Genomic DNA, 19,401 nt, shown 5'->3' with positions numbered 1-19,401 from the left:
GCCTCTTATTTCAGAATGGTGACGTTTTCCCCTGCTACGGGAAGATTTTGCCTGGAAATGACTTGATCGATCAAACCGTAGTTTTTTGCCTCTTCTGCCGACATAAAAAAGTCGCGCTCAGTATCTGCTTCTATTCTTTCTAAGGGTTGACCAGTATGGTGAGCCATTAACTGATTCAACTTAGCCTTAACGTAAAGAATTTCTCTGGCTTGAATTTCAATGTCAATGGCTTGACCTTGAGCGCCACCAAGTGGTTGGTGAATCATAATCCGGGAGTCGGGCAGAGACATTCGCTTACCGGCAGCTCCTGCTGTCAACAAAAATGCCCCCATGCTCGCGGCTAATCCAAAACAGATGGTAACAACATCAGGGCGAATTTGCTGTATTGTATCATAGATTGCCATCCCTGCGTAGACGGAGCCGCCAGGAGAATTAACATACAATTGGATGTCTTTTTCTGAGTCTTCGGAATCTAGGAATAACAATTGAGCCACAATTGAGTTGGCTACGGCATCGTCTATTGGCGTTCCTAAAAAGATAATCCGCTCTCGCAGCAGGCGGGAGTAGATGTCGAAAGCCCTTTCTCCCATGCCAGATTGTTCTACCACCATCGGCACGATGTTGCTAGGGCTGCTTAACTGGGAGTTAATGTTTATTCGACTTAAGTTGCTGATTGGGTAGTTTCCCGACTGCGATTTAAGCATACAAGCTTTCTTTGACGATTATTTAGGACAAATGTTTCAGCAGCAGATGCTGCCTTTTCAACGAATGGAATTTTTATAAGTTACGTATTAACCATTATGCCTCATATAATTTCCTCTCGTGTAACACAGTATCAAGCCTAAGCAATAACAGGTGTCACTATTTGCCGAAAATTCATTAATTATTTAATTATTCCGACTTAATCCCTGGGGCATTGGGTATTGGGCATTGGTTATTTCTCTCCCTACTCCTCATCTCCCTTACCTTACCCATTTCACCAGTACTTTAACTCAGAACTGGTGAACTCATGGTTGTGGGATTTTTGATTATCCTTCTGTAACTTCTGTAGAAGCTTCGCTGTTTCCTTCCTCTGTCTGAGGTGCATCAGCATCAGCATCTGATTCTGCGTCTTCCGTTTCCTTTGCAGGACTCAAAGAACCTTCGGGTACAAGTTCGACTGATGAGTGTTCTAAGAGCCAATCAATGGTTTTTTCGGTTAACAGTTCGTTTTCCACGATTGAGCGCAGTCTATCTTCATCAACGTCTTGTTCTTCCGGGTACTGTTCCAAAAGTTCTCTGACTCTGGCTGCGATTTCTTCTGATGTTACCTCAATAGATTCGCGTTTACTGACTTCCCGCAAGGATAAGGAGCGTTTGATGCGTTCAATTGCTTCAGTACGCGATCGCTCCCGCAATTGAGGAATAATATCTTGAGTAAACAATTTCCTCACATCCAATCCTTGCTGAGACAGTCGCATTGCTGTTTGCGTTAGCATTGCATCCACTTCTTGCTCAATCAATGTTGCTGGTAAGTCAACTTCTACGTGCTTGAGCAGTTCCGTTAACAAGGCTTCCTGCTTATTGGTTTTTGTTTTATCGTCCGCCTCTTTTTGATATCGCTCTACCAAAGAAGCGCGTAACTCTTCTAAGGTTTCAAAATCGCTGACTTCTTGAGCGAAATCATCATTTACTTCTGGTAGCTCCTTTTCTTTCAGTTCTTTGAGCGTCACGGTGAAAGTTGCCGCTTTTCCAGCTAATTCTTCATTAGCATAAGGATCTGGGAACTGTGCCGCAATTTCTTTGGTTTCTTCAGGATTCATCCCCACTATTCCCGAAATAAAGCCTGGAATAAACTTATCTTCTTGCAACTCAACTTGAAAATCAGTTGCTTCGGCTCCGGGAATCGGTTCTAGTTCTGCTGTTTCGTCCTCGCCCTCAACTCTGGCGAATGAACCTTTAAAATCGACTACGGCAATATCGCCGATTTGAGCTGCACGTCCTTCCACAGGAATCAATGTCGCCAATTCTTGACGTTCCTTATCCAGCGTGCTTTCCACTTGTTCTGGATCGAACTTAATTTCTTCGGCTTTGGCTTGCAAATCAGTGTACTGCACTAGATTCACTTCTGGTTCTACATCGACAGCAGCCGAAATCGTCAGGGGTTTTCCCGGTTCATAATTATTAATCAAATCCTCAAAAGAGGAGCGCAATTGCGGCTGACCGATTGCTGGGATGGCTTCTTGTTTGACTGCTTGCTCAATACCATCTTGAATTAGTTCTTCCAGCGCTGCTGCCTTGATTCGAGTTGTACCCAGCCGTTGTAGTAATATCGGCCGAGGCACCTTGCCTTTACGAAACCCAGGAATATTGGCAGTACTCGCTAAGTTTTTAATGACCTGTTCGTAAGTTTGCTTGGTAATTTCCGGCGTAATCTCTATTTCCAGGCCAATTTGGCTGGCGGGAAGTTTTTCCTGGGTGACTTTCATGCTTCGTCTCTAGTTTTCTGGTATTTTATACTCCGAGTACACACAAAACGCAATAAAATAATTGTTTGCGTTTATAGCTTGATGTCTCTTAGAGGTAATGGAAGTTTGCCAAAAGGTCTTGTAACATCCAAGGATGGATGTTTGTCTGGAGGCAAAGATCCAGTTTACTGCCAATTATCAAGGACTTGACATTTTACCTTTATAACAATTTGGTTAATGGGGCATTGGTAATTGGGCATTGGTCATTCGTTATTCTCCATCTTTACCTTGCTTTCCCTGCTACCTCATTATTCCTCCACTCCCGACTCCCCTCTCACTCTAAAACTTGGGAATTAATTATTCAGTAGGCTAATGCCGTGATATCCTGGTTCTCAAAGAGTGGTTAGTACCCCCAGCCTAGAGTTATAGTATTGAGTCTAGCTATTATTAAGTTGTGTGTGGTACGATAGCGCATCTGTTACTTAACCGCATAGCTCAATTTTAAGTTGTGCTGGCTTTATGGATTTAGATTTTAGTATATTCATCATCTTGGTAAGGAAGTTTGCAACCAATACATTTGTTTCTTTCCAGGTAGGATGCTTAGTTAAACGCCTAAGTGCAGATATCTCCGTACTTCTTATAAATGGCGGTTTGTTGTATAATATATAGTTATAGTGAGAACATTAATGAAAAAAATAAATCACAGTCATTTTGAAATGCAACATCACTTAACTTAATTTGACCAAAAAATAAATGTATTAAATATATATAGACTAAATTAAAGAAAAATCTAAACTATTAAAAAATATATTTCCAGACTGCGATCGCTACTTAAATATAAACAAATTGTCAATTGTTCCCGAAAATTGCAGATAAGTCTATTAAAGGAGGAAGCAAGGTTGTCGAAATCCTATCGGTTAGCCATTTTAGGTGCAACTGGTGCAGTTGGCACAGAGTTGCTGGAATTATTAGAAAGCCGTAATTTTCCGGTTGCTGACTTGAAGTTATTGGCATCAGAGCGGAGTGTGGGGCGATCGCTGCGGTTTAAAGGTGAAAATATACCAATAGAAGCAGTGAGCGATCGCGCCTTTGAAAATGTCGATATAGTACTAGCTAGTGCAGGCGGTTCCACATCCAAAACTTGGGCAGCAGTTGCTGTGGAAAAGGGCGCAGTGGTAATTGACAACTCCAGTGCTTTTCGGATGAACCCGGAAGTTCCCTTAATAGTTCCAGAGGTGAATCCCCAAGCCGCAGCGAATCACCAAGGCATTATTGCTAACCCCAACTGCACAACAATTTTAATGGCTGTGGCAGTTTGGCCGTTGCATAAAGTGAAACCAGTGCAACGCATCGTCGCTGCAACCTACCAATCTGCTAGTGGTGCTGGAGCTAGGGCAATGGCAGAAGTCAAAACCCAAACAAGCGCTATACTACAAGGACAGCCACCAATTGCCGAAATATTGCCTTACCCATTGGCATTTAATTTATTCCCGCATAACTCCCCATTAAACGATTTGGGTTACTGTGAGGAAGAAATGAAAATGGTCAACGAAACCCGAAAAATATTTGGCACGCAACAAATCAGAATCACTGCGACTTGTATACGGGTTCCCGTACTTCGCGCCCACTCAGAAGCGATTAATTTAGAATTTGAGACTCCCTTTAGTGTGAAGGAAGCCAAAGAAATTTTAAATTCCTCCTCTGGAGTAAAATTGGTAGAAGATTGGGGAACAAATCATTTTCCGATGCCCATTGAAGCAACAGGTCGAGATGAAGTTCTAGTGGGAAGAATTCGTCAGGATATTTCGCATCCTTGTGGCTTGGAATTATGGTTGTGTGGCGACCAAATCCGCAAAGGCGCGGCATTAAATGCAGTACAAATCGCTGAATTGTTGGTAGAGAAAAATCTATTAAAACCATTAGCTATTAGTCATTAGTCATTGGGAAAGTGACAAAGGACAAAGGACTAATGACAAAGTAAAAATGACACTTGAAAGCAATTTGCCGATAGGTTATTACAATAGAGAACCACCAAGATATAAAAACATGGGTAATCAGGAGTGAAAAAAGGGTGGGAGATTTTGGCAATGTTTTAACCGCTATGATTACGCCATTTAAAGCAGATGGTAGTGTCAACTATGATGTAGCGGCAGAACTGGCGGCGCATCTAGCTAACAACGGTACAGATACATTGGTGATATGCGGCACAACCGGAGAATCCCCGACGCTAAGTTGGGATGAGGAATACCAGTTGTTTGTCGAGGTATTGCAGTCCGTGGCTGGAAAAGCCAAGGTAATCGCGGGTTGTGGATCGAATTCCACCAAAGAAGCGATCGCAGCCACCCAAAAAGCGTCTAAAATAGGAGTACATGGTTCCTTACAAGTTGTTCCTTATTACAACAAACCGCCGCAAGCGGGATTGGAAGCGCACTTTCAGGCAATAGCACAAGCCTGTCCCGACTTACCGTTGTTGTTATATAATGTCCCCGGTCGTACCGGACAAAACCTTCAGCCAGAAACAGTTGCCCGGTTAGCTGAAGTGAGCAATATTGTCGGGATTAAAGAATCCACTGGTAATATAGATCAGGCTAGCGTTATTCGTCGCTTGACACCGAAAGAATTCCACATCTATTCTGGTGATGATTACATGACTTTGCCCTTGTTAGCGATCGGGGCAAAGGGTGTGGTAAGTGTAGCTTCTCATCTGGTAGGAAACCAACTACAGCAGATGATTCAAGCTTTTAGGGCGGGAAAAGTTGAGGTAGCAAGCGACATTCATCTCAAACTATTTCAGTTGTTTAAAGCTTTATTTCTCACTTCAAATCCCATTCCAGTGAAAAAAGCCCTGCAACTTCAAGGTTGGGAGGTTGGTTCAACTCGTCCGCCCCTATGTGAAGCTGATTTAGAACTCAGTCAAAAATTAGAAGCGGTTCTGAAAGAACTTAGTTTAATTTAACCACCAACTTATTTAAATGCTGGTAGTCTCCTCCTTGTCAAAGCTACATATAAACAACGATCATAATTGTTCATAAGTTGCAATTTAAAAACCTGTGCTAGGACTGATAGATATACTATGAATCCTTGAGTTTTACAGTTGATTTTATTAAATAAAAAATTGAAATCTTCAATTAAAACTTGATTGCTTTGGGACTGACTTAAGAGACAGATGATGTTGTCTTAAATACAAGTTCGTTAACTATCAACTTAATTAACCACAAGTAACAATCTAAGGAGAAAATGGCTAAAAACGAAGCTAATAATTCCGCCTTGAAAATTATTCCTTTGGGCGGTTTGCATGAAATTGGTAAAAATACCTGTCTTTTCGAGTATGACGATGAAATAATCCTGTTAGATGCAGGATTAGCTTTTCCCACAGAAATGATGCATGGAGTCAATATTGTTTTACCAGATATGACCTATCTGCGGGAAAATCGGCACAAAATTAAAGGGATGATTGTTACTCACGGTCATGAAGACCATATCGGCGGGATTGCTTTTCATCTCAAGCAATTTGATATCCCGGTGATTTATGGGCCCAGACTAGCAATGGCAATGCTAGAGGGTAAATTAGAAGAAGCAGGAGTCCGCGATCGCACAGAAATCAGAACAGTTCTACCACGTGATGTGGTGCGGATTGGCAAAAACTTTTTAGTTGAATATATCCGTAATACCCACTCCATCGCTGATAGTTTCACTGTTGCCATTCATACTCCCCTGGGTGTAGTTATTCACACAGGGGATTTTAAAATTGACCATACTCCAGTGGATGGTGAAAAGTTTGACTTGCAACGCCTAGCAGAACATGGTGAAAAAGGCGTTCTTTGTTTACTGAGTGATTCTACTAACGCGGAAGTGCCAGGTTTTACACCTTCAGAACGTTCAGTTTATCCCAATCTGGAGAGAGTATTTAGTCAAGCACCTGGACGATTATTTGTCACCACCTTTGCTTCTAGCGTCCATCGGATCAACATGATTTTGGATATTGCCAAGAAGCAGAATCGTGTAGTGACAGTTGTCGGGCGTTCCATGCTGAACTTGATTGCTCATGCCCGTAATTTAGGTTACATCAAGTGTGAAGATAATCTGCTGCAACCATTGCACGCCGTCCGCAACCTACCCGATGAAAGAGTACTGATTTTAACTACAGGTTCTCAGGGTGAATTGATGGCAGCAATGACCCGCATTGCCAACAAAGAACATCCTCACATTAAAATTCGCGAAGGAGATACGGTAGTATTCTCTGCTAACCCAATTCCCGGAAATACGATCGCTGTAGTCAACACCATTGATAAATTAATGATTCAAGGTGCGAAAGTGGTCTATGGTCGAGATAAAGGAATTCACGTCTCTGGTCATGGCTGTCAGGAAGAACAAAAACTGATGATTGCCTTAACCCGACCGAAATTCTTTGTGCCATTTCACGGCGAACATCGGATGCTAGTGAAGCACGCAGAAACGGCTCAGAGTATGGGCATTCCCGCAGAAAACACGATTATCATTCAGAATGGTGATATTGTCGAACTGACTGAAGATGCGATTCGCGTCGCTGGGAAAGTGCCATCTGGTATCGAATTGGTGGATACTACTAGTTCGGGGATGGTAAGTGCCAAAGTGTTGCAAGAACGGCAACGCATGGCTTCAGAAGGCATTATCACGATCGCAGCTGCCATTGATTGGAATGGTAAACTGTTGGCGAAACCAGAAACTCACCTCCGGGGTGTAGTTACAAGTGTAGAGCGATCGCTCCTGCAAACCTGGGTAAAACAACGCATTGAAGAAATCCTCTCTGTGCGCTGGACAGAATTTGCTCCTGAGCAAGGTGAAGCAGCAGATATAGACTGGGGTGGATTGCAAGGTACTTTAGAACGAGAATTGCAACGTTCCATCCGGCGGGAATTGCAATGTCAGCCTTCTGTAACTTTGTTGATGCAAATCCCTGATGAGCCACCTGTAAAAGTTGCCGATGGTAGAAGACGGCGGACTCGGACTGCTGCTCAAGTAGCATCATAGAGAATTTAAGATAAAAATCTCAGGCAGAGGCGCACAGACGTAGAGTTTTTCTAACGTCTTTGCGCTTTGGCGTGAAATACAGTTTCTGAGTATAAGTCTAGAAGCCGCAGCAGCTTGTATTTGCTTATAGTTATAGTTATTGGAGGCGATCGCTATGACTAAAACACCAATAAAAATTAGTACTCTTGAAGAATACATCAATTTTGATGATGGCACAGACAAGCGTTATGAACTTGAGGATGGGGTGCTGCTAGAAATGCCTCCTGGTACTGGCAAACATGAGGCGATTATCACCCTACTGTTAGTTCGCTTTTTTTTAGAAATTCAAAAAATGGGACTGCCTCTACAACCGCGCCCTAACGGTACAGAGGTACTGACCAATAAACAACTTAGAAGACCTGATGTTTGTGTAATTACCAACGAACAGGCAAAAAGTATTGAGACTACCTCGGCTATCCTCAAAACTGCTCCACCCCTTTTAGTTGAAGTGGTAAGCCCTGAATCTATTGACAGAGACTATAACCAAAAAACCTTTGAGTATGTGGCGATGGGTGTGTTCGAGTATTGGATTGTCGATCCTCTGGAAAATAAAATAACTGTGTGTTTGCTAGATCAGAGCAGTTACAAGCAAACTATGTTTATTGAAGATCAACGGGTTGTTTCTCAAACGTTCCCAGAATTAATCCTGACAGCCCAGCAGTTGTTTTCACCTTAAGGTTGCTTGGTTCCTTTGCGTGAAATCAAAAAAATACTGGTTGCGTTCGTCGTTCGCGCAGCGTCTCGACAGGAGAAGACGTTGCCGAAGGCATCGCCTAAATTTTGTAATGTTCAACTCAGTAGAGCGATTTAACTTTTTAGCTTGCTGTCACCTCAAGCAATTCCAACCAATATCTCCTCATAAGGAATTGCACTGTAGAGTACAGAAACACCCATAGAAAGATCGTCTGATTTTAACGCTCCAGAATATATTACTCTCAAATCGCCGTTGCCAACCTAAGTTTTGTGAAATGCAGTCGATTCTACTCGATCAAAAATCACTACTTCTACGGTTTCAACCAGCGATGAACAGAACACACTTACGTGAGAAAGTGGGAACACGCAGAGGAAAAATGCCTTCTAGGGTATTATCGATGTTTATACTTAGCAAAAATTCTTTCAGAAAGACCTTATATTAAGTTCTGTAAATGTTACACTAAAACCTATCCAATGATGGATGTCTTTATTAAAATTTAAACTGTGTCAAGTTATGAACAAGATCGTAATATTACACTACCGATCCCCAGAAAATTGCGATTAACTTGACGTAGTAATAAATTAGGTTCTGACTTAAGTGGCTAATCAGGTATTACATTATATCGCAGTCAGAACGCGATTTTTCCGGGAAAGTTCGTTGCCACGTTGTATATATTCATCAAAAAGGTGAATAGCCTCAATAACACAGAGGGTTAATCATGAAGGTATTCGACAATACCACAAAAAAGATTTTTCTGGCTAGCTGGGTATCAATCAATCAAGCAGAGACTACTGAGCATAAAGCAACCCAGCTAAACCATTCTGTTTCCAAGCCTTACTGGGATATTCTCCAACCCCTACGGCAGCGAGTAGAAAACATTCAAGTCCGCGATCGCCAACTAGCTCACCGTTTGTGCAAACTGATTCCATCTCAGTGCCCCTTTGAGCGCGATGTCAAATTATTTGGCAAGACCTTGTTTCACATCCCGCCGATGTGCAAGCTCAACCCCTTATATGAGGAAGTGGTTGGTTTACGTTTCCGAGCGATGTGCTATCTAGCCGATGAATGCGGCGAAGATATATCTCAGTACTGTTGAAGGAAAAGTTAGGAGTGAGGAATAACGATTCAGGGATCAATAATATAACTCCTAACTCCTAACTCTCTGCTATTTTTTACTATTTTTTTACTATTTCTTTTGCCATTTTTGGATGGCATCCTGAGCATCTTCGTAAGCGCCTGTCTCCTCTGGCACTAAAGCTGCGGTGGCAATTGCGGCGTTACGTTCTCCTTCGGCGGCGCGACGCTTGGCCAGGTCTAAAATTTTCTCACTCCAATTATCGATCGATTTTTGGGCAGCATCGAAGCCTGGTTGTCCGGGTGGTACTTTCTTGGCAACTTCGATCGCCCGATTGTAGGTAGATGCCTGTTCGGGCTTAATTAAGGCATTAGCTGCATCTAAAAGAGTTTTGTTACTCACATACTGCTTACCCTCTAAGCGCCACAGGTTAATTGCTGCTTGTGCCTTCGCATAGGGGGCTTCATCTTTGGTAATTAATCGAGCCGCAGCAATAGCGCTGGCATACTGTCTTTGTTTAACACGACCCTCTGCTAAATCTAAAATCATCTGGCTCCAAATCTTAATATTCTCCTGAGCTTGTTCGTACAGTGGTTCACCGGGTTTAATTTTTCGGGCTGTAGCGATCGCCATGCTCAAATCGCTCGCCTGAGTTTGTCTGAGCGACATTTTCGCCAGGTCTAATACTGCTTGATTTCGCTTTTTTGACTGGGAACTAGAGGCTATTTGAGCGCTAGATTGGTTATTAGGTCTAACTGGTGGAGTGCGATCGCTAACAGTAGCATTGGGTAATGCAGTTGATATTTGCTTAATTCTAAAAGTTTCTTGATTACGCAGAAAAACTACGGCGATTAAACCTGCTACCAGCAAGCTGCCTCCGCCCCACAAGATAAACTGTTTCCAAAAAGGGATGCTTGGCTGATTTGCTGGCAATCGCGAGACGTAACCTTTTGAGGAATTGGGGATAAATCTTCCTTTTGTATTCACTCCCAAGGAAGTTTCCGGCATTGGCTGGGCAACTAATCTGCTACCTGACTCTTGGACTTTTTGACCTTTCGCCTGTTGGGAAGAGTTCACACTAGCTTCTCCCCGTCTGCCTTGAGTTGCTGAAGTTTTAGAGGAATCGTCAAGGGGAGGGGCTGCAAGGGCAACAGCAAAAGATTCTTCCGGATAAATTCTCGGTTCTGGTTGAAAATCACTTTCCATTGCCAATTTTGGCAAGATTACTTGCTGCCTTGATGGAATGATCGTGGCAGGGTTTTGGATAGGACGCCAGTGGTGATGACATAACTTTGGCACGATCAAGCTGAGGTAGCTTTCTAAATCTGCCAAGTTGCTGCCATTACCAGAACGTAAAGCTTCTAATAAAGCTGCTGTAAAAAATCCGTGACCTAGTTCGCTACTCTCATGAGAAAATTGCTCTGGTTGGCAAGAAAGAATTGTCGCCAGTTGTAGTTCTTGAGCTAGTTCTATTGTTTCTTCACCAACAGGAGCATCCGCTTGAGTGCCAAAGGCGCGGTTGATATCGAGTAGTAGCAATACATTTAAGTCAGCAAGTTGCAAACTTTGCATTAGCGATCGCAATTCTATGCCGGTTTCTTGCACGAGTTCGGGGTTGCCCTCTGCTGGCATTAAGTAATCTTTGCCCTTGTAATTGACTCCATAACCGCTAAAAAATAACCACAGATAATCTTCCGGTTGCCAACTTGTTGCTGCCAAATCTTCAAGCAGCAGCAAAATATTTTCCTTCGTCGGGTAAGTCGATCTATCTGCAATCGGCGGCGAAGTATCTGTCATCACTAGACAGTGCTTGGGGAGAAAACCTGCCTCTTTTGCCAAAAAATCTTCTAGTGCCTCAGCATCTGCTTGGGCACAACTTAAAGGTTGAAATAACTGATATTGATTGATACCAATCGCGATCGCCCAGTAATTTGCCATCCCGCTCTTTGTCAGTTATTGTTGTTTGCTGGTCTTAAAATTGCGGTTGGCTTTGCCAAAAAAACAAAGCTAACCTATGTCTTATAGTCTAGGTGATTCCGATCGAATCTTAAGTTAGAATGTAATTTTTATTACGTTAATTAGCCGGAAAAATACCTTTACCTAATTTCAATAACAGATTATTACTAAGGAGATAGAAGGTCATGAGCAAAATTTCTGCTCACCTACCATCATCGCTCGCTCCCTTTTCAGTTATTAGCCAAATTGCCAGAAGAATCCGGATAATTCCTTTAGTAATTTTGCTCATATCTACTGTTCCTGCGTGGTTTTTGATGGAAGCGATCGCACCGCAGCTTGTGCGAGCTTACACCGCTAGAGTCGATCTAGCTATTGACCGCTTGCCAGAAGAAAACTATGAAACCGTTCTCAGGAGAGCGGAAGCGGTCGCTAGAGCAGCTGCTCAAAGGAGCTTCGACCAAGATATCTTGGTGACAGATGTTTCCATCATTGTGTCCGTACAAAATTATGGAGCGATCGCACCAGTCCTGACATTAGATGTCAGTCGTCCTCAATGGCGATCGCGTCCTGATGCTCAAAATTGGGCCACTTACTTCAAAACTGCGCGATCTTTACTTTTCTTTGAAAATAACTCTAATCAAGTTCCAGCAGCTAGCGCTGTGTCAACGCCAAAATGACGAGTTGAGCTAGAAGTCCGAGCCAAAGCTTTCTTGGCTCGGAACCTTGAGGGATTTAAAGAAAGTCATTCTTGCTGTTCCTGTGTTCTGGCGTCAGTCTTAACCCAACTTATTTATTCCTGACTCAACTGTTGTCTTTGGCGTCAGTGGATGGCCTAGAATAAGAAGGTTGTCAAGAATCGCGATATCTGCTGACATGGCTGTTCCTAAGAAGAAAACTTCCAAATCAAAACGAGATAAACGTCGAGCTACCTGGAGGCATAAAGCCGTCGTTGAAGCTCAGAAAGCCCTATCTCTGGGCAAATCAATTTTGACTGGACGTTCTACATTTGTTTATCCAGCTGCTGAAGAAGAGGAAGAAGAATCATAACAATTCAAAATTCAAAATTCAAAATTCAAAATGAAAGACATTTTCAGACGGGGGTTTAAACCCCGACTGAAACTCACAAGCTCATTAGATTGAAAAAATTGGTAGTGAGTAATTGGAAATATCCATTACCCATTACCTATCATTCAAGAGTTCATATAGAGTAAAACATTTGCTGCTGTTAGCAAGTCAGCAAAAAAGCTTGTAAACATCTTGAGAAAACTTATTTTTCTCTAACTATGCTAGGAAAATTTTTTCAAAAACCAGGCAAAGAAGAAAGCGATCGCATCCCTCCTGGTCAACACTTAGCTAAGGGTTTTCCCGTATTAACTTACGGTGAAACTCCCCAAGTCAGCACTGAAGAATGGGAGTTTCGAGTTTGGGGTTTAGCAAAATCTGCTACCTTTAGTTGGTCAGATTTTATGGCGCTACCTCAACACGAATTCACAGCTGACTTTCACTGTGTAACGCGCTGGTCTAAACTTGATGTCAAATGGACTGGCATTAAAGTTACAGATTTCATGAATCTGATTGAATTAGACTCGAAAGTAGCCCACATTATGGAACATTGCTATGGCGGCTACACTACGAATATTTCTGTAGAAGATTTTCTGCGCGAAGAAAACTTTTTTGCTTTTAAAGTCTTTGGTGAAGACCTTCCATCTGAACACGGTGGGCCGATGCGGCTAGTTGTACCCCACCTCTACGCTTGGAAAAGTGCTAAGTGGATTAATGGTTTGGAGTTTTTAGCTGCTGAAGAACTTGGTTTTTGGGAGCGCAATGGCTATCATCGCCGTGGTGAACCTTGGGCTGAGGAGCGTTACAGCAACGCTTTTGGGATTTAATAGTTAGGAGTTAAGAGTTAGGAATTAAGAGTTAAGAGTTAGGAGAGACGCGATTAATCGCGTCTGTACAGGAGTTAGGAGTTGAGAGTTAAAAATTCATAACTCATAACTCCTAACTCCTAACTTTTTTTAACCCAGAAGTTTCTTGATTAGTGGCAATTTGCCCTGATATGGAGCGTATCGCCATTTTAAATCCAGCCAAAAGGAGTTTTGCAATACACTTTTCTTATGGGAAAAGGTGTCAAAACTAGCTTTGCCGTGATAGTTGCCAATACCGCTATCTCCTACTCCGCCAAATGGTAAAGACGAGACACCAAACTGCATCACTGTGTCGTTAATACAGACTCCACCAGAGGAAGTTTCTTGCAAAACTCGCTTTTGCAGATTTTTGTTTTGAGAAAATAAGTATAACGCCAGGGGTTTGGGTCTAGAGTTAATCAAGGCGATCGCTTCTGCAATGTCAGTGTATTCAATAATAGGTAAAATTGGCCCAAAAATTTCTTCCTGCATTACAGAATTATCTAAGGAGACATTATCAATTAGTGTGGGGGCAATATAACGCTCTGAAGGTTGAGTTTCTCCACCAATGATAACTTTGCCATCTTTGAGAAAACTCACCAATCTATCAAAGTGTTTTTGACTGATAATTCTGGCATAATCAGGGCTATTTGCTGGATTATCACCATAAAATTCTTTTAAAGATTTTTCCAGCCCATGTATTAAATCTTTTTTGATTTTTTTATTAACTAAAAGATAGTCAGGGGCGATACAAGTTTGTCCCGCATTAATGAATTTTCCCCAAGTAATTCGTCTGACAGTGTGTTCAAGATTAATGTCACTATCTATGATACAAGGACTTTTACCACCCAATTCTAAAGTCACTGGTGTGAGATATTTTGCGGCTGCTGCCATAATAATTTTGCCGACGGCTGTGCCACCAGTAAAAAAGATATGGTCAAACCTTTCTGCAAGTAGTTTTTGACTTGTTTCCACACCTCCTTCAATCACTGCAATATAAGCTGGCTCAAAATGTTTGGCGACAATTTCAGCAATAATTCGGGACGTATGAGAAGCAATTTCTGAAGGTTTGATAATTGTGCAATTTCCGGCTGCGATCGCACCTATTAACGGTGAGATAATTAAGTTAAATGGATAGTTCCAAGGGCCGATAATCAAGACAACCCCTAACGGTTCTGGATAAATTTTCGCCGAGTAGGAAAAAAAATCCCAAGAAACCCCTGCTTTTTTGGGCTTAGTCCAGTTATTAAGATGTTTTATAGCATAATCAATTTCTTTAATTACGCGAATTTCTGTAATATAAATCTCAAGTTCTGGTTTATGTAAATCTGCTTGTAATGCCTCGACTATTGACCGTTCATACTCAATAATTGCTTGCTTAAGATTTTTAAGTTGTTCAATGCGAAAAGTTACATCTTTAGTTTTGCCAGTTTGGAAAAACTCTCGCTGATTCTGGATAATATCGTCAACGTTAGATAATTCAGTAGTAATCATTTTTTATTCAATAAAAACACTATTTAAAAACCTATTTATTTAGTTTAATTTTGCTATTTAAACATATTTTAGGTTTGATTTTCTAATTTAAATAATTATTTTAACTTCTTGAAACGTAGTAAACTTATAAATTATGAATTTTCGGGTAAAAAAATCCATAATTTATAATTACTACTTTTATCATGCTTTGGTGGGTAAAAGCACAATAAATACACTACCTTTCCCCAACTCAGAATTAAGCAGAATAATGCCCTGATGTGCCTCGACAATTCGACGAGCAAGGTACAGTCCTAAGCCACTACCAGAACTCTTGTGGCTGCCTTGGCGAAATCGTTCAAATATGGTGGCTTGTTCTTCAATGGGAATACCTGGGCCAGTATCCGCTATTTCAATTCTAATGTAGTCAACAGAATTGGATATTGAAGATAACTGAGATTGATTACTTTTATCAAACTGGCGTTGAAAAGTAAAACGAATAGTCACAGAACCAGAATCAGTAAATTTGATCGCATTGCCTATAAGATTGGTGAATAGACGATGCAATTCTAAGCGATCGCCCATCACTGTATTTGTGACTGACTCTTCAGTAACATCCAAATTTAGGGAGAGTTTTTTATCTTGAGCTAAGGGTGACAATTCTCCAGTAACTTCATCTAGCAATTGACCCAGATTAATCGGTTGAAACGCCAAACTTTTGCGACCCGCTTCAAAACGATAAACTTCTAATAAGGTATTGACCATAGAAAGCAGGTTGATATTGCTACGGGCCATGATGGTGATTACTTCCTGCATTTGCGGTGATAATGTTCCCAACGCTCCTTGCTGAAATAGCATTAACATACGATCTGCGGCTACTAAGGGAGTGCGTAAATCGTGGGTGAGGCGGGAGACAAAATCTTCTCGCTGACGGGCAATTTCATCACGTTCATCCATACTATGCTTCAAACGCAGGAGCGATCGCACTCGTGCCAGCAATTCATCTACTGTTACAGGTTTGCGGATAAAATCATCAGCACCCAAGTCTAATCCGTGGGCGACATTGGGCGCATCGTGGGCAGTGATCAGCAGTATGGGGATATATTGCGGCAATTTCATTTCACCGCGAATGTGCTTGGTGACTTCGTACCCGTCCATACCTGGCATCATTAAATCCAGCAGAACTAAGTCACAAGGAGAAGCTTTTAATTCTGATAAGGCTGAAATACCATTTTCTGCGGTGCTAATGGTGTAACCTTCTTCCTCCAAAATAGTTTTGATCAAAAACACGTTATCAGGAGAGTCATCGACAACCAGAATTTTGTCAGAGCGAGAAGATTGTGAAGTCATATAGATGCAAGATACGAGATAAAAGTAAATTTTTAGAGAAATTGCTTTCTTGGTATAGTTTTACTAAATATTACCCTTGGATATATTTTCCTCGGTTTATGTGGTCGAATCCACTGGGCAGGCATCACTGAAGGTGAAAATAACTTGGAAACTGGCACTTGAAGAAAACAAGTAATAAATTTTCATGAATTGGGAATTAGTTGAAGCTTGTACCGTGGCGATCGCTACTCCAGAAGGTTGCATCCAAGGCACGGGCTTTTTTATCTCACTCAATGGACATTTACTCACCTGCGCTCATGTACTTGAATCGGCAGGGGGTTGGGAAGAAGTGCGAATCAATGGGCAAGGGGTTGAGTTGGTTTATTTAGGCGATCGCACTCTCACCACAAAACAAGCGATCGACGTGTTATGCCAATGCATCGATGTGTTATGCCAATACATCGGTGTGTTATGCCAATGCATCGACGTGTTATGCCAATACATCGGCGTGTTATGCCAATGCATCGACGTGTTACGTTAATACATCGGCGTGTTATGCCAATACATCGGCGTGTTACGTTAATACATCGGCGTGTTACGTTAATGCATCAGAGCGATCGCTCATTGTCCAGACGTGAGACTATCTAAAACTTGCTGAAATTCTGCTGTGGAAGGAATTGCGATCGAACTCTCATCAAAAAATAGGCGATCGCTCATTGTCCAGACGTGAGACTATCTAAAACTTGCTGGAATTCTGCTGTAGAAGGAATTGCGATCGCACTTTTGAAAAGCATTTTTAGCACAGATGGTTCTTCTATCCCATTGATAACTTCGACAATGGAGCTTGGCACTTCTCCAAACCGCGTTTCTAGAACTGTAATGATGCTTTCTCTGGCATTTTCGACAATTCCTTCTTCTTTTGCTAGCCTTTCAATACTAGTTACGTACCGCATTCTATCTGCCTCCTCGTAACTTCTAACTTCTGTTTTAAAATTAAGTGCCAACTCTTTTGGCAAAACCATTATCCAGTCGATAAACCGAAATAATTCCCGAATATCTTCGCGGCTATATCCCCGTTCATACAGCCGTCTGACTAGGCTTAGTTTCCACTGTAGCCGATTTTGTGGGTTTCGTTGGGTTGCCTTGGTCTTGAGATGCGCCATTACAATTACACCAAAGGGGTTGCTAGTTTGCTCCAAGGTTTCCCACCTTTGCTCATAGTCCAACAGTTTCGCCACAGGAAACTCTAAGCTGACGCGACATCCGCCCAGTTGATAGCTGTAGCTGGAAGGTCGCCAATTCGGTTGTTCATCTGCTAAAACTGCTAAACTAATGACTCGCTTTTTATGGCGGTCAAACAAACGGTAATTATATGTGTACATCCGTTCGGCAAATTGGCTGTCATATTGCCCTTGGACTTCCACATGAACCAATACCCAAGCTTCCTCTCCATCCAGTAGCCAAACTTTTGCGACTTTATCGACCAAACGCCGCCCAATTTCTGCATCCGGTTCTAGCTGTTGCAGTTCTGTGTCCAGAAATTCATAAGGTCGCGTCCAATCGATTTCGGCATAAGCTTGGGTGAAAAAGAATTCCAGAAAGCGGGGAAAATATAGCTCAATGACTTCTTTCCAAGGACTATCGTAATCAGTAAGTTGCTCGGTCATGAATTAAAACAAAAAGTACCTCTGTGCCATTGGTAAAACTGTCGCAGGTTCACAAATCAGCAACTCACCATCTGCCCTAACTTGATATGTTTCTGGATCGACTTCAATGTGGGGTAGTGCATCATTCAGCTTCATATCTCGCTTACTCAATTGGCGTGTTCCAGAAACTGCAACTGCTGCCTTTTGTAAACCTAATTGCTTAGGAATTTCTTTCTCTAAAGCTACTTGGGAAACAAAGGTTAATGATGTGGCATGACGCGCCCCAGCAAAACTACCAAACATCGATCGCATATACACTGGTTGCGGTGTAGGAATACTGGCGTTAGCATCGCCCATTTGCGCCCATGCAATCATTCCGCCTTTAATCACTATCTCTGGTTTCACGCCAAAAAATGCCGGACGCCACAAACATAAATCTGCTAATTTTCCCTCTTCCACTGAACCGACATATTCAGCAATTCCATGAGCGATCGCTGGGTTAATCGTATACTTAGCAACATATCTTTTTGCCCGAAAGTTGTCTGCTTGTTGCTCAGTTCCTTGTGGGTTAAGAGTTCCCCGTTGCACCTTCATTTTGTGAGATGTCTGCCAGGTGCGAATTATCACTTCGCCTACTCTTCCCATCGCCTGGGAGTCGGAAGAAATCATGCTAAATGCGCCTAAGTCGTGCAAAATGTCCTCTGCGGCAATGGTTTCCCGACGGATGCGAGATTCGGCAAAAGCGACATCTTCAGCGATCGCAGGATCGAGGTGATGGCATACCATCAACATATCCAGGTGTTCGTCTAAGGTGTTGACGGTGTAAGGACGTGTGGGATTGGTGGAAGATGGCAGAACGTTGGCTTGGCCGCAAACTTTGATGATATCTGGTGCGTGTCCTCCACCTGCGCCTTCGGTGTGGTAGGTGTGGATGGTACGATTCTTAAAAGCGGCGATCGTATCTTCAACAAATCCGGCTTCGTTTAGAGTATCAGTATGAATCGCTACTTGCACGTCATATTCATCAGCAACGCTGAGGCAAGTATCAATTGCTGCGGGCGTGGTTCCCCAATCTTCATGGAGTTTTAACCCCATTGCACCGGCGGCTACTTGTTCTACAAGTCCTTGGGGTTGACTGGCATTACCTTTACCCAAAAATCCTAAGTTGACGGGAAAAGCATCAGCAGCTTGCAGCATTCGGTAAATATTCCAAGGGCCGGGGGTGCAGGTAGTGGCATTTGTACCTGTGGCAGGGCCAGTACCACCACCAATCATCGTGGTAATCCCGGAAGCGATCGCAACTTCAATCTGTTGGGGACAAATAAAATGAATATGGGCATCAATACCGCCAGCAGTGAGAATCATTCCTTCCCCTGCTAAGGCTTCGGTTCCGGGGCCGATAATAATATCTATATTGTCTTGAATATAAGGATTTCCGGCTTTACCAATTTTGAAAATTTTGCCATCTTTAATGCCGATATCTGCTTTGACAATCCCCCACCAATCGAGAATTAAGGCATTAGTAATTACTAAATCAACAGCACCATCGGCGTTAGAAATGGGGGATTGTCCCATTCCGTCTCTGATAACTTTTCCGCCGCCAAATTTTACTTCATCGCCGTAGGTAGTGAAATCTTGTTCAACTTCAATAAATAGTTCTGTGTCTGCAAGTCGGATGCGATCGCCTACTGTTGGCCCGTAGGTTTCGGCGTAGGCACGGCGATCCATTCTGTAAGGCATAATGCTACTCCTGACGATGGTGTTGATTTTAATATTTTTCAGTAACCAGAGGCTTTCGAGAGTTTGGGTTTATGCTATGAGTAAGCGT

At 42.4% G+C, this 19,401-nt stretch carries 16 protein-coding genes; 9 read left to right on the top strand and 7 right to left on the bottom strand.

Translation table 11 applies throughout. The annotated features are described in order from the left end of the window. Window positions 1-5: 5 nt before the first annotated feature. Window positions 6-704 carry an ATP-dependent Clp endopeptidase proteolytic subunit ClpP gene (clpP, locus tag RMX98_RS15620; RefSeq protein WP_322677436.1) on the bottom strand — a complete coding sequence of 233 codons (699 nt, stop codon included), beginning with the start codon at window positions 702-704 and terminating at the stop codon, window positions 6-8. A 324-nt stretch (window positions 705-1,028) separates the two neighbouring features. Further along, window positions 1,029-2,468: a trigger factor gene (gene tig / locus RMX98_RS15615; protein ID WP_322677435.1), complete on the bottom strand. Its 1,440-nt coding sequence runs from the start codon at window positions 2,466-2,468 to the stop codon at window positions 1,029-1,031. Between the two features lie 878 nt (window positions 2,469-3,346). On the opposite strand from tig, the gene RMX98_RS15610 reads away from it, so the two are divergent. From RMX98_RS15610 to RMX98_RS15590, 5 genes are all read left to right on the top strand, one after another. Continuing rightward, on the top strand, window positions 3,347-4,384 hold the full coding sequence (locus tag RMX98_RS15610; RefSeq protein WP_322677434.1) for an aspartate-semialdehyde dehydrogenase: 1,038 nt from the start codon (window positions 3,347-3,349) through the stop codon (window positions 4,382-4,384). A gap of 134 nt (window positions 4,385-4,518) precedes the next feature. Continuing rightward, on the top strand, window positions 4,519-5,403 hold the full coding sequence (gene dapA / locus RMX98_RS15605; RefSeq protein WP_322677433.1) for a 4-hydroxy-tetrahydrodipicolinate synthase: 885 nt from the start codon (window positions 4,519-4,521) through the stop codon (window positions 5,401-5,403). Between the two features lie 281 nt (window positions 5,404-5,684). Beyond that, a complete protein-coding gene (locus RMX98_RS15600) occupies window positions 5,685-7,457 on the top strand; it encodes a ribonuclease J (protein WP_322677432.1) in 1,773 nt (590 codons plus the stop codon). 154 nt (window positions 7,458-7,611) lie between these two features. Then, complete coding sequence (locus tag RMX98_RS15595; RefSeq protein WP_322677431.1) at window positions 7,612-8,172, top strand: Uma2 family endonuclease; 561 nt, start codon at window positions 7,612-7,614, stop codon at window positions 8,170-8,172. Between the two features lie 736 nt (window positions 8,173-8,908). Then, window positions 8,909-9,286 (top strand): Mo-dependent nitrogenase C-terminal domain-containing protein, encoded by a 378-nt coding sequence (locus RMX98_RS15590; protein ID WP_322677430.1) that lies wholly within the window; start codon window positions 8,909-8,911, stop codon window positions 9,284-9,286. Window positions 9,287-9,376: 90 nt separating this feature from the next. Here the strand turns inward: RMX98_RS15590 and RMX98_RS15585 are convergent, their stop codons facing one another. Continuing rightward, window positions 9,377-11,203, bottom strand: a complete 1,827-nt coding sequence (locus RMX98_RS15585; RefSeq protein ID WP_322677429.1) for a caspase domain-containing protein — start codon at window positions 11,201-11,203, stop codon at window positions 9,377-9,379. 203 nt (window positions 11,204-11,406) lie between these two features. Here RMX98_RS15585 and RMX98_RS15580 point away from each other — a divergent pair, with 203 nt between their 5' ends. The 3 genes from RMX98_RS15580 (at window position 11,407) to RMX98_RS15570 (ending at window position 13,110) form a co-directional block, all read left to right on the top strand. Further along, a complete protein-coding gene (locus RMX98_RS15580; RefSeq protein WP_322677428.1) occupies window positions 11,407-11,898 on the top strand; it encodes a hypothetical protein in 492 nt (163 codons plus the stop codon). A gap of 196 nt (window positions 11,899-12,094) precedes the next feature. Then, window positions 12,095-12,268 (top strand): 50S ribosomal protein L32, encoded by a 174-nt coding sequence (rpmF, locus tag RMX98_RS15575; protein ID WP_094328804.1) that lies wholly within the window; start codon window positions 12,095-12,097, stop codon window positions 12,266-12,268. Between the two features lie 236 nt (window positions 12,269-12,504). Continuing rightward, on the top strand, window positions 12,505-13,110 hold the full coding sequence (locus RMX98_RS15570; protein WP_322677427.1) for a sulfite oxidase-like oxidoreductase: 606 nt from the start codon (window positions 12,505-12,507) through the stop codon (window positions 13,108-13,110). 129 nt (window positions 13,111-13,239) lie between these two features. Here the strand turns inward: RMX98_RS15570 and RMX98_RS15565 are convergent, their stop codons facing one another. Beyond that, on the bottom strand, window positions 13,240-14,622 hold the full coding sequence (locus tag RMX98_RS15565; RefSeq protein WP_322677426.1) for an aldehyde dehydrogenase: 1,383 nt from the start codon (window positions 14,620-14,622) through the stop codon (window positions 13,240-13,242). A 180-nt stretch (window positions 14,623-14,802) separates the two neighbouring features. Then, window positions 14,803-15,948, bottom strand: coding sequence for a hybrid sensor histidine kinase/response regulator (locus RMX98_RS15560; RefSeq protein WP_322677425.1), 1,146 nt, complete (start codon window positions 15,946-15,948; stop codon window positions 14,803-14,805). A 184-nt stretch (window positions 15,949-16,132) separates the two neighbouring features. Here RMX98_RS15560 and RMX98_RS15555 point away from each other — a divergent pair, with 184 nt between their 5' ends. Beyond that, entirely contained in the window at window positions 16,133-16,468 is a 336-nt protein-coding gene (locus RMX98_RS15555) for a hypothetical protein (RefSeq protein WP_409881507.1), read from the top strand. 172 nt (window positions 16,469-16,640) lie between these two features. On the opposite strand, the gene RMX98_RS15550 is transcribed toward RMX98_RS15555, so the two are convergent. Continuing rightward, on the bottom strand, window positions 16,641-17,594 hold the full coding sequence (locus RMX98_RS15550; protein ID WP_322677423.1) for a transposase: 954 nt from the start codon (window positions 17,592-17,594) through the stop codon (window positions 16,641-16,643). Between the two features lie 3 nt (window positions 17,595-17,597). After that, on the bottom strand, window positions 17,598-19,313 hold the full coding sequence (gene ureC, locus RMX98_RS15545; RefSeq protein ID WP_322677422.1) for an urease subunit alpha: 1,716 nt from the start codon (window positions 19,311-19,313) through the stop codon (window positions 17,598-17,600). Window positions 19,314-19,401 lie beyond the last annotated feature (88 nt).

It is taken from the genome of Nostoc sp. DedQUE02, from assembly GCF_034531035.1.
Classification (GTDB): Bacteria; Cyanobacteriota; Cyanobacteriia; order Cyanobacteriales; family Nostocaceae; genus Nostoc.
Note: the sequence above shows the minus strand (reverse complement) of the source record. Positions and strands in the feature narration are given on the sequence as shown.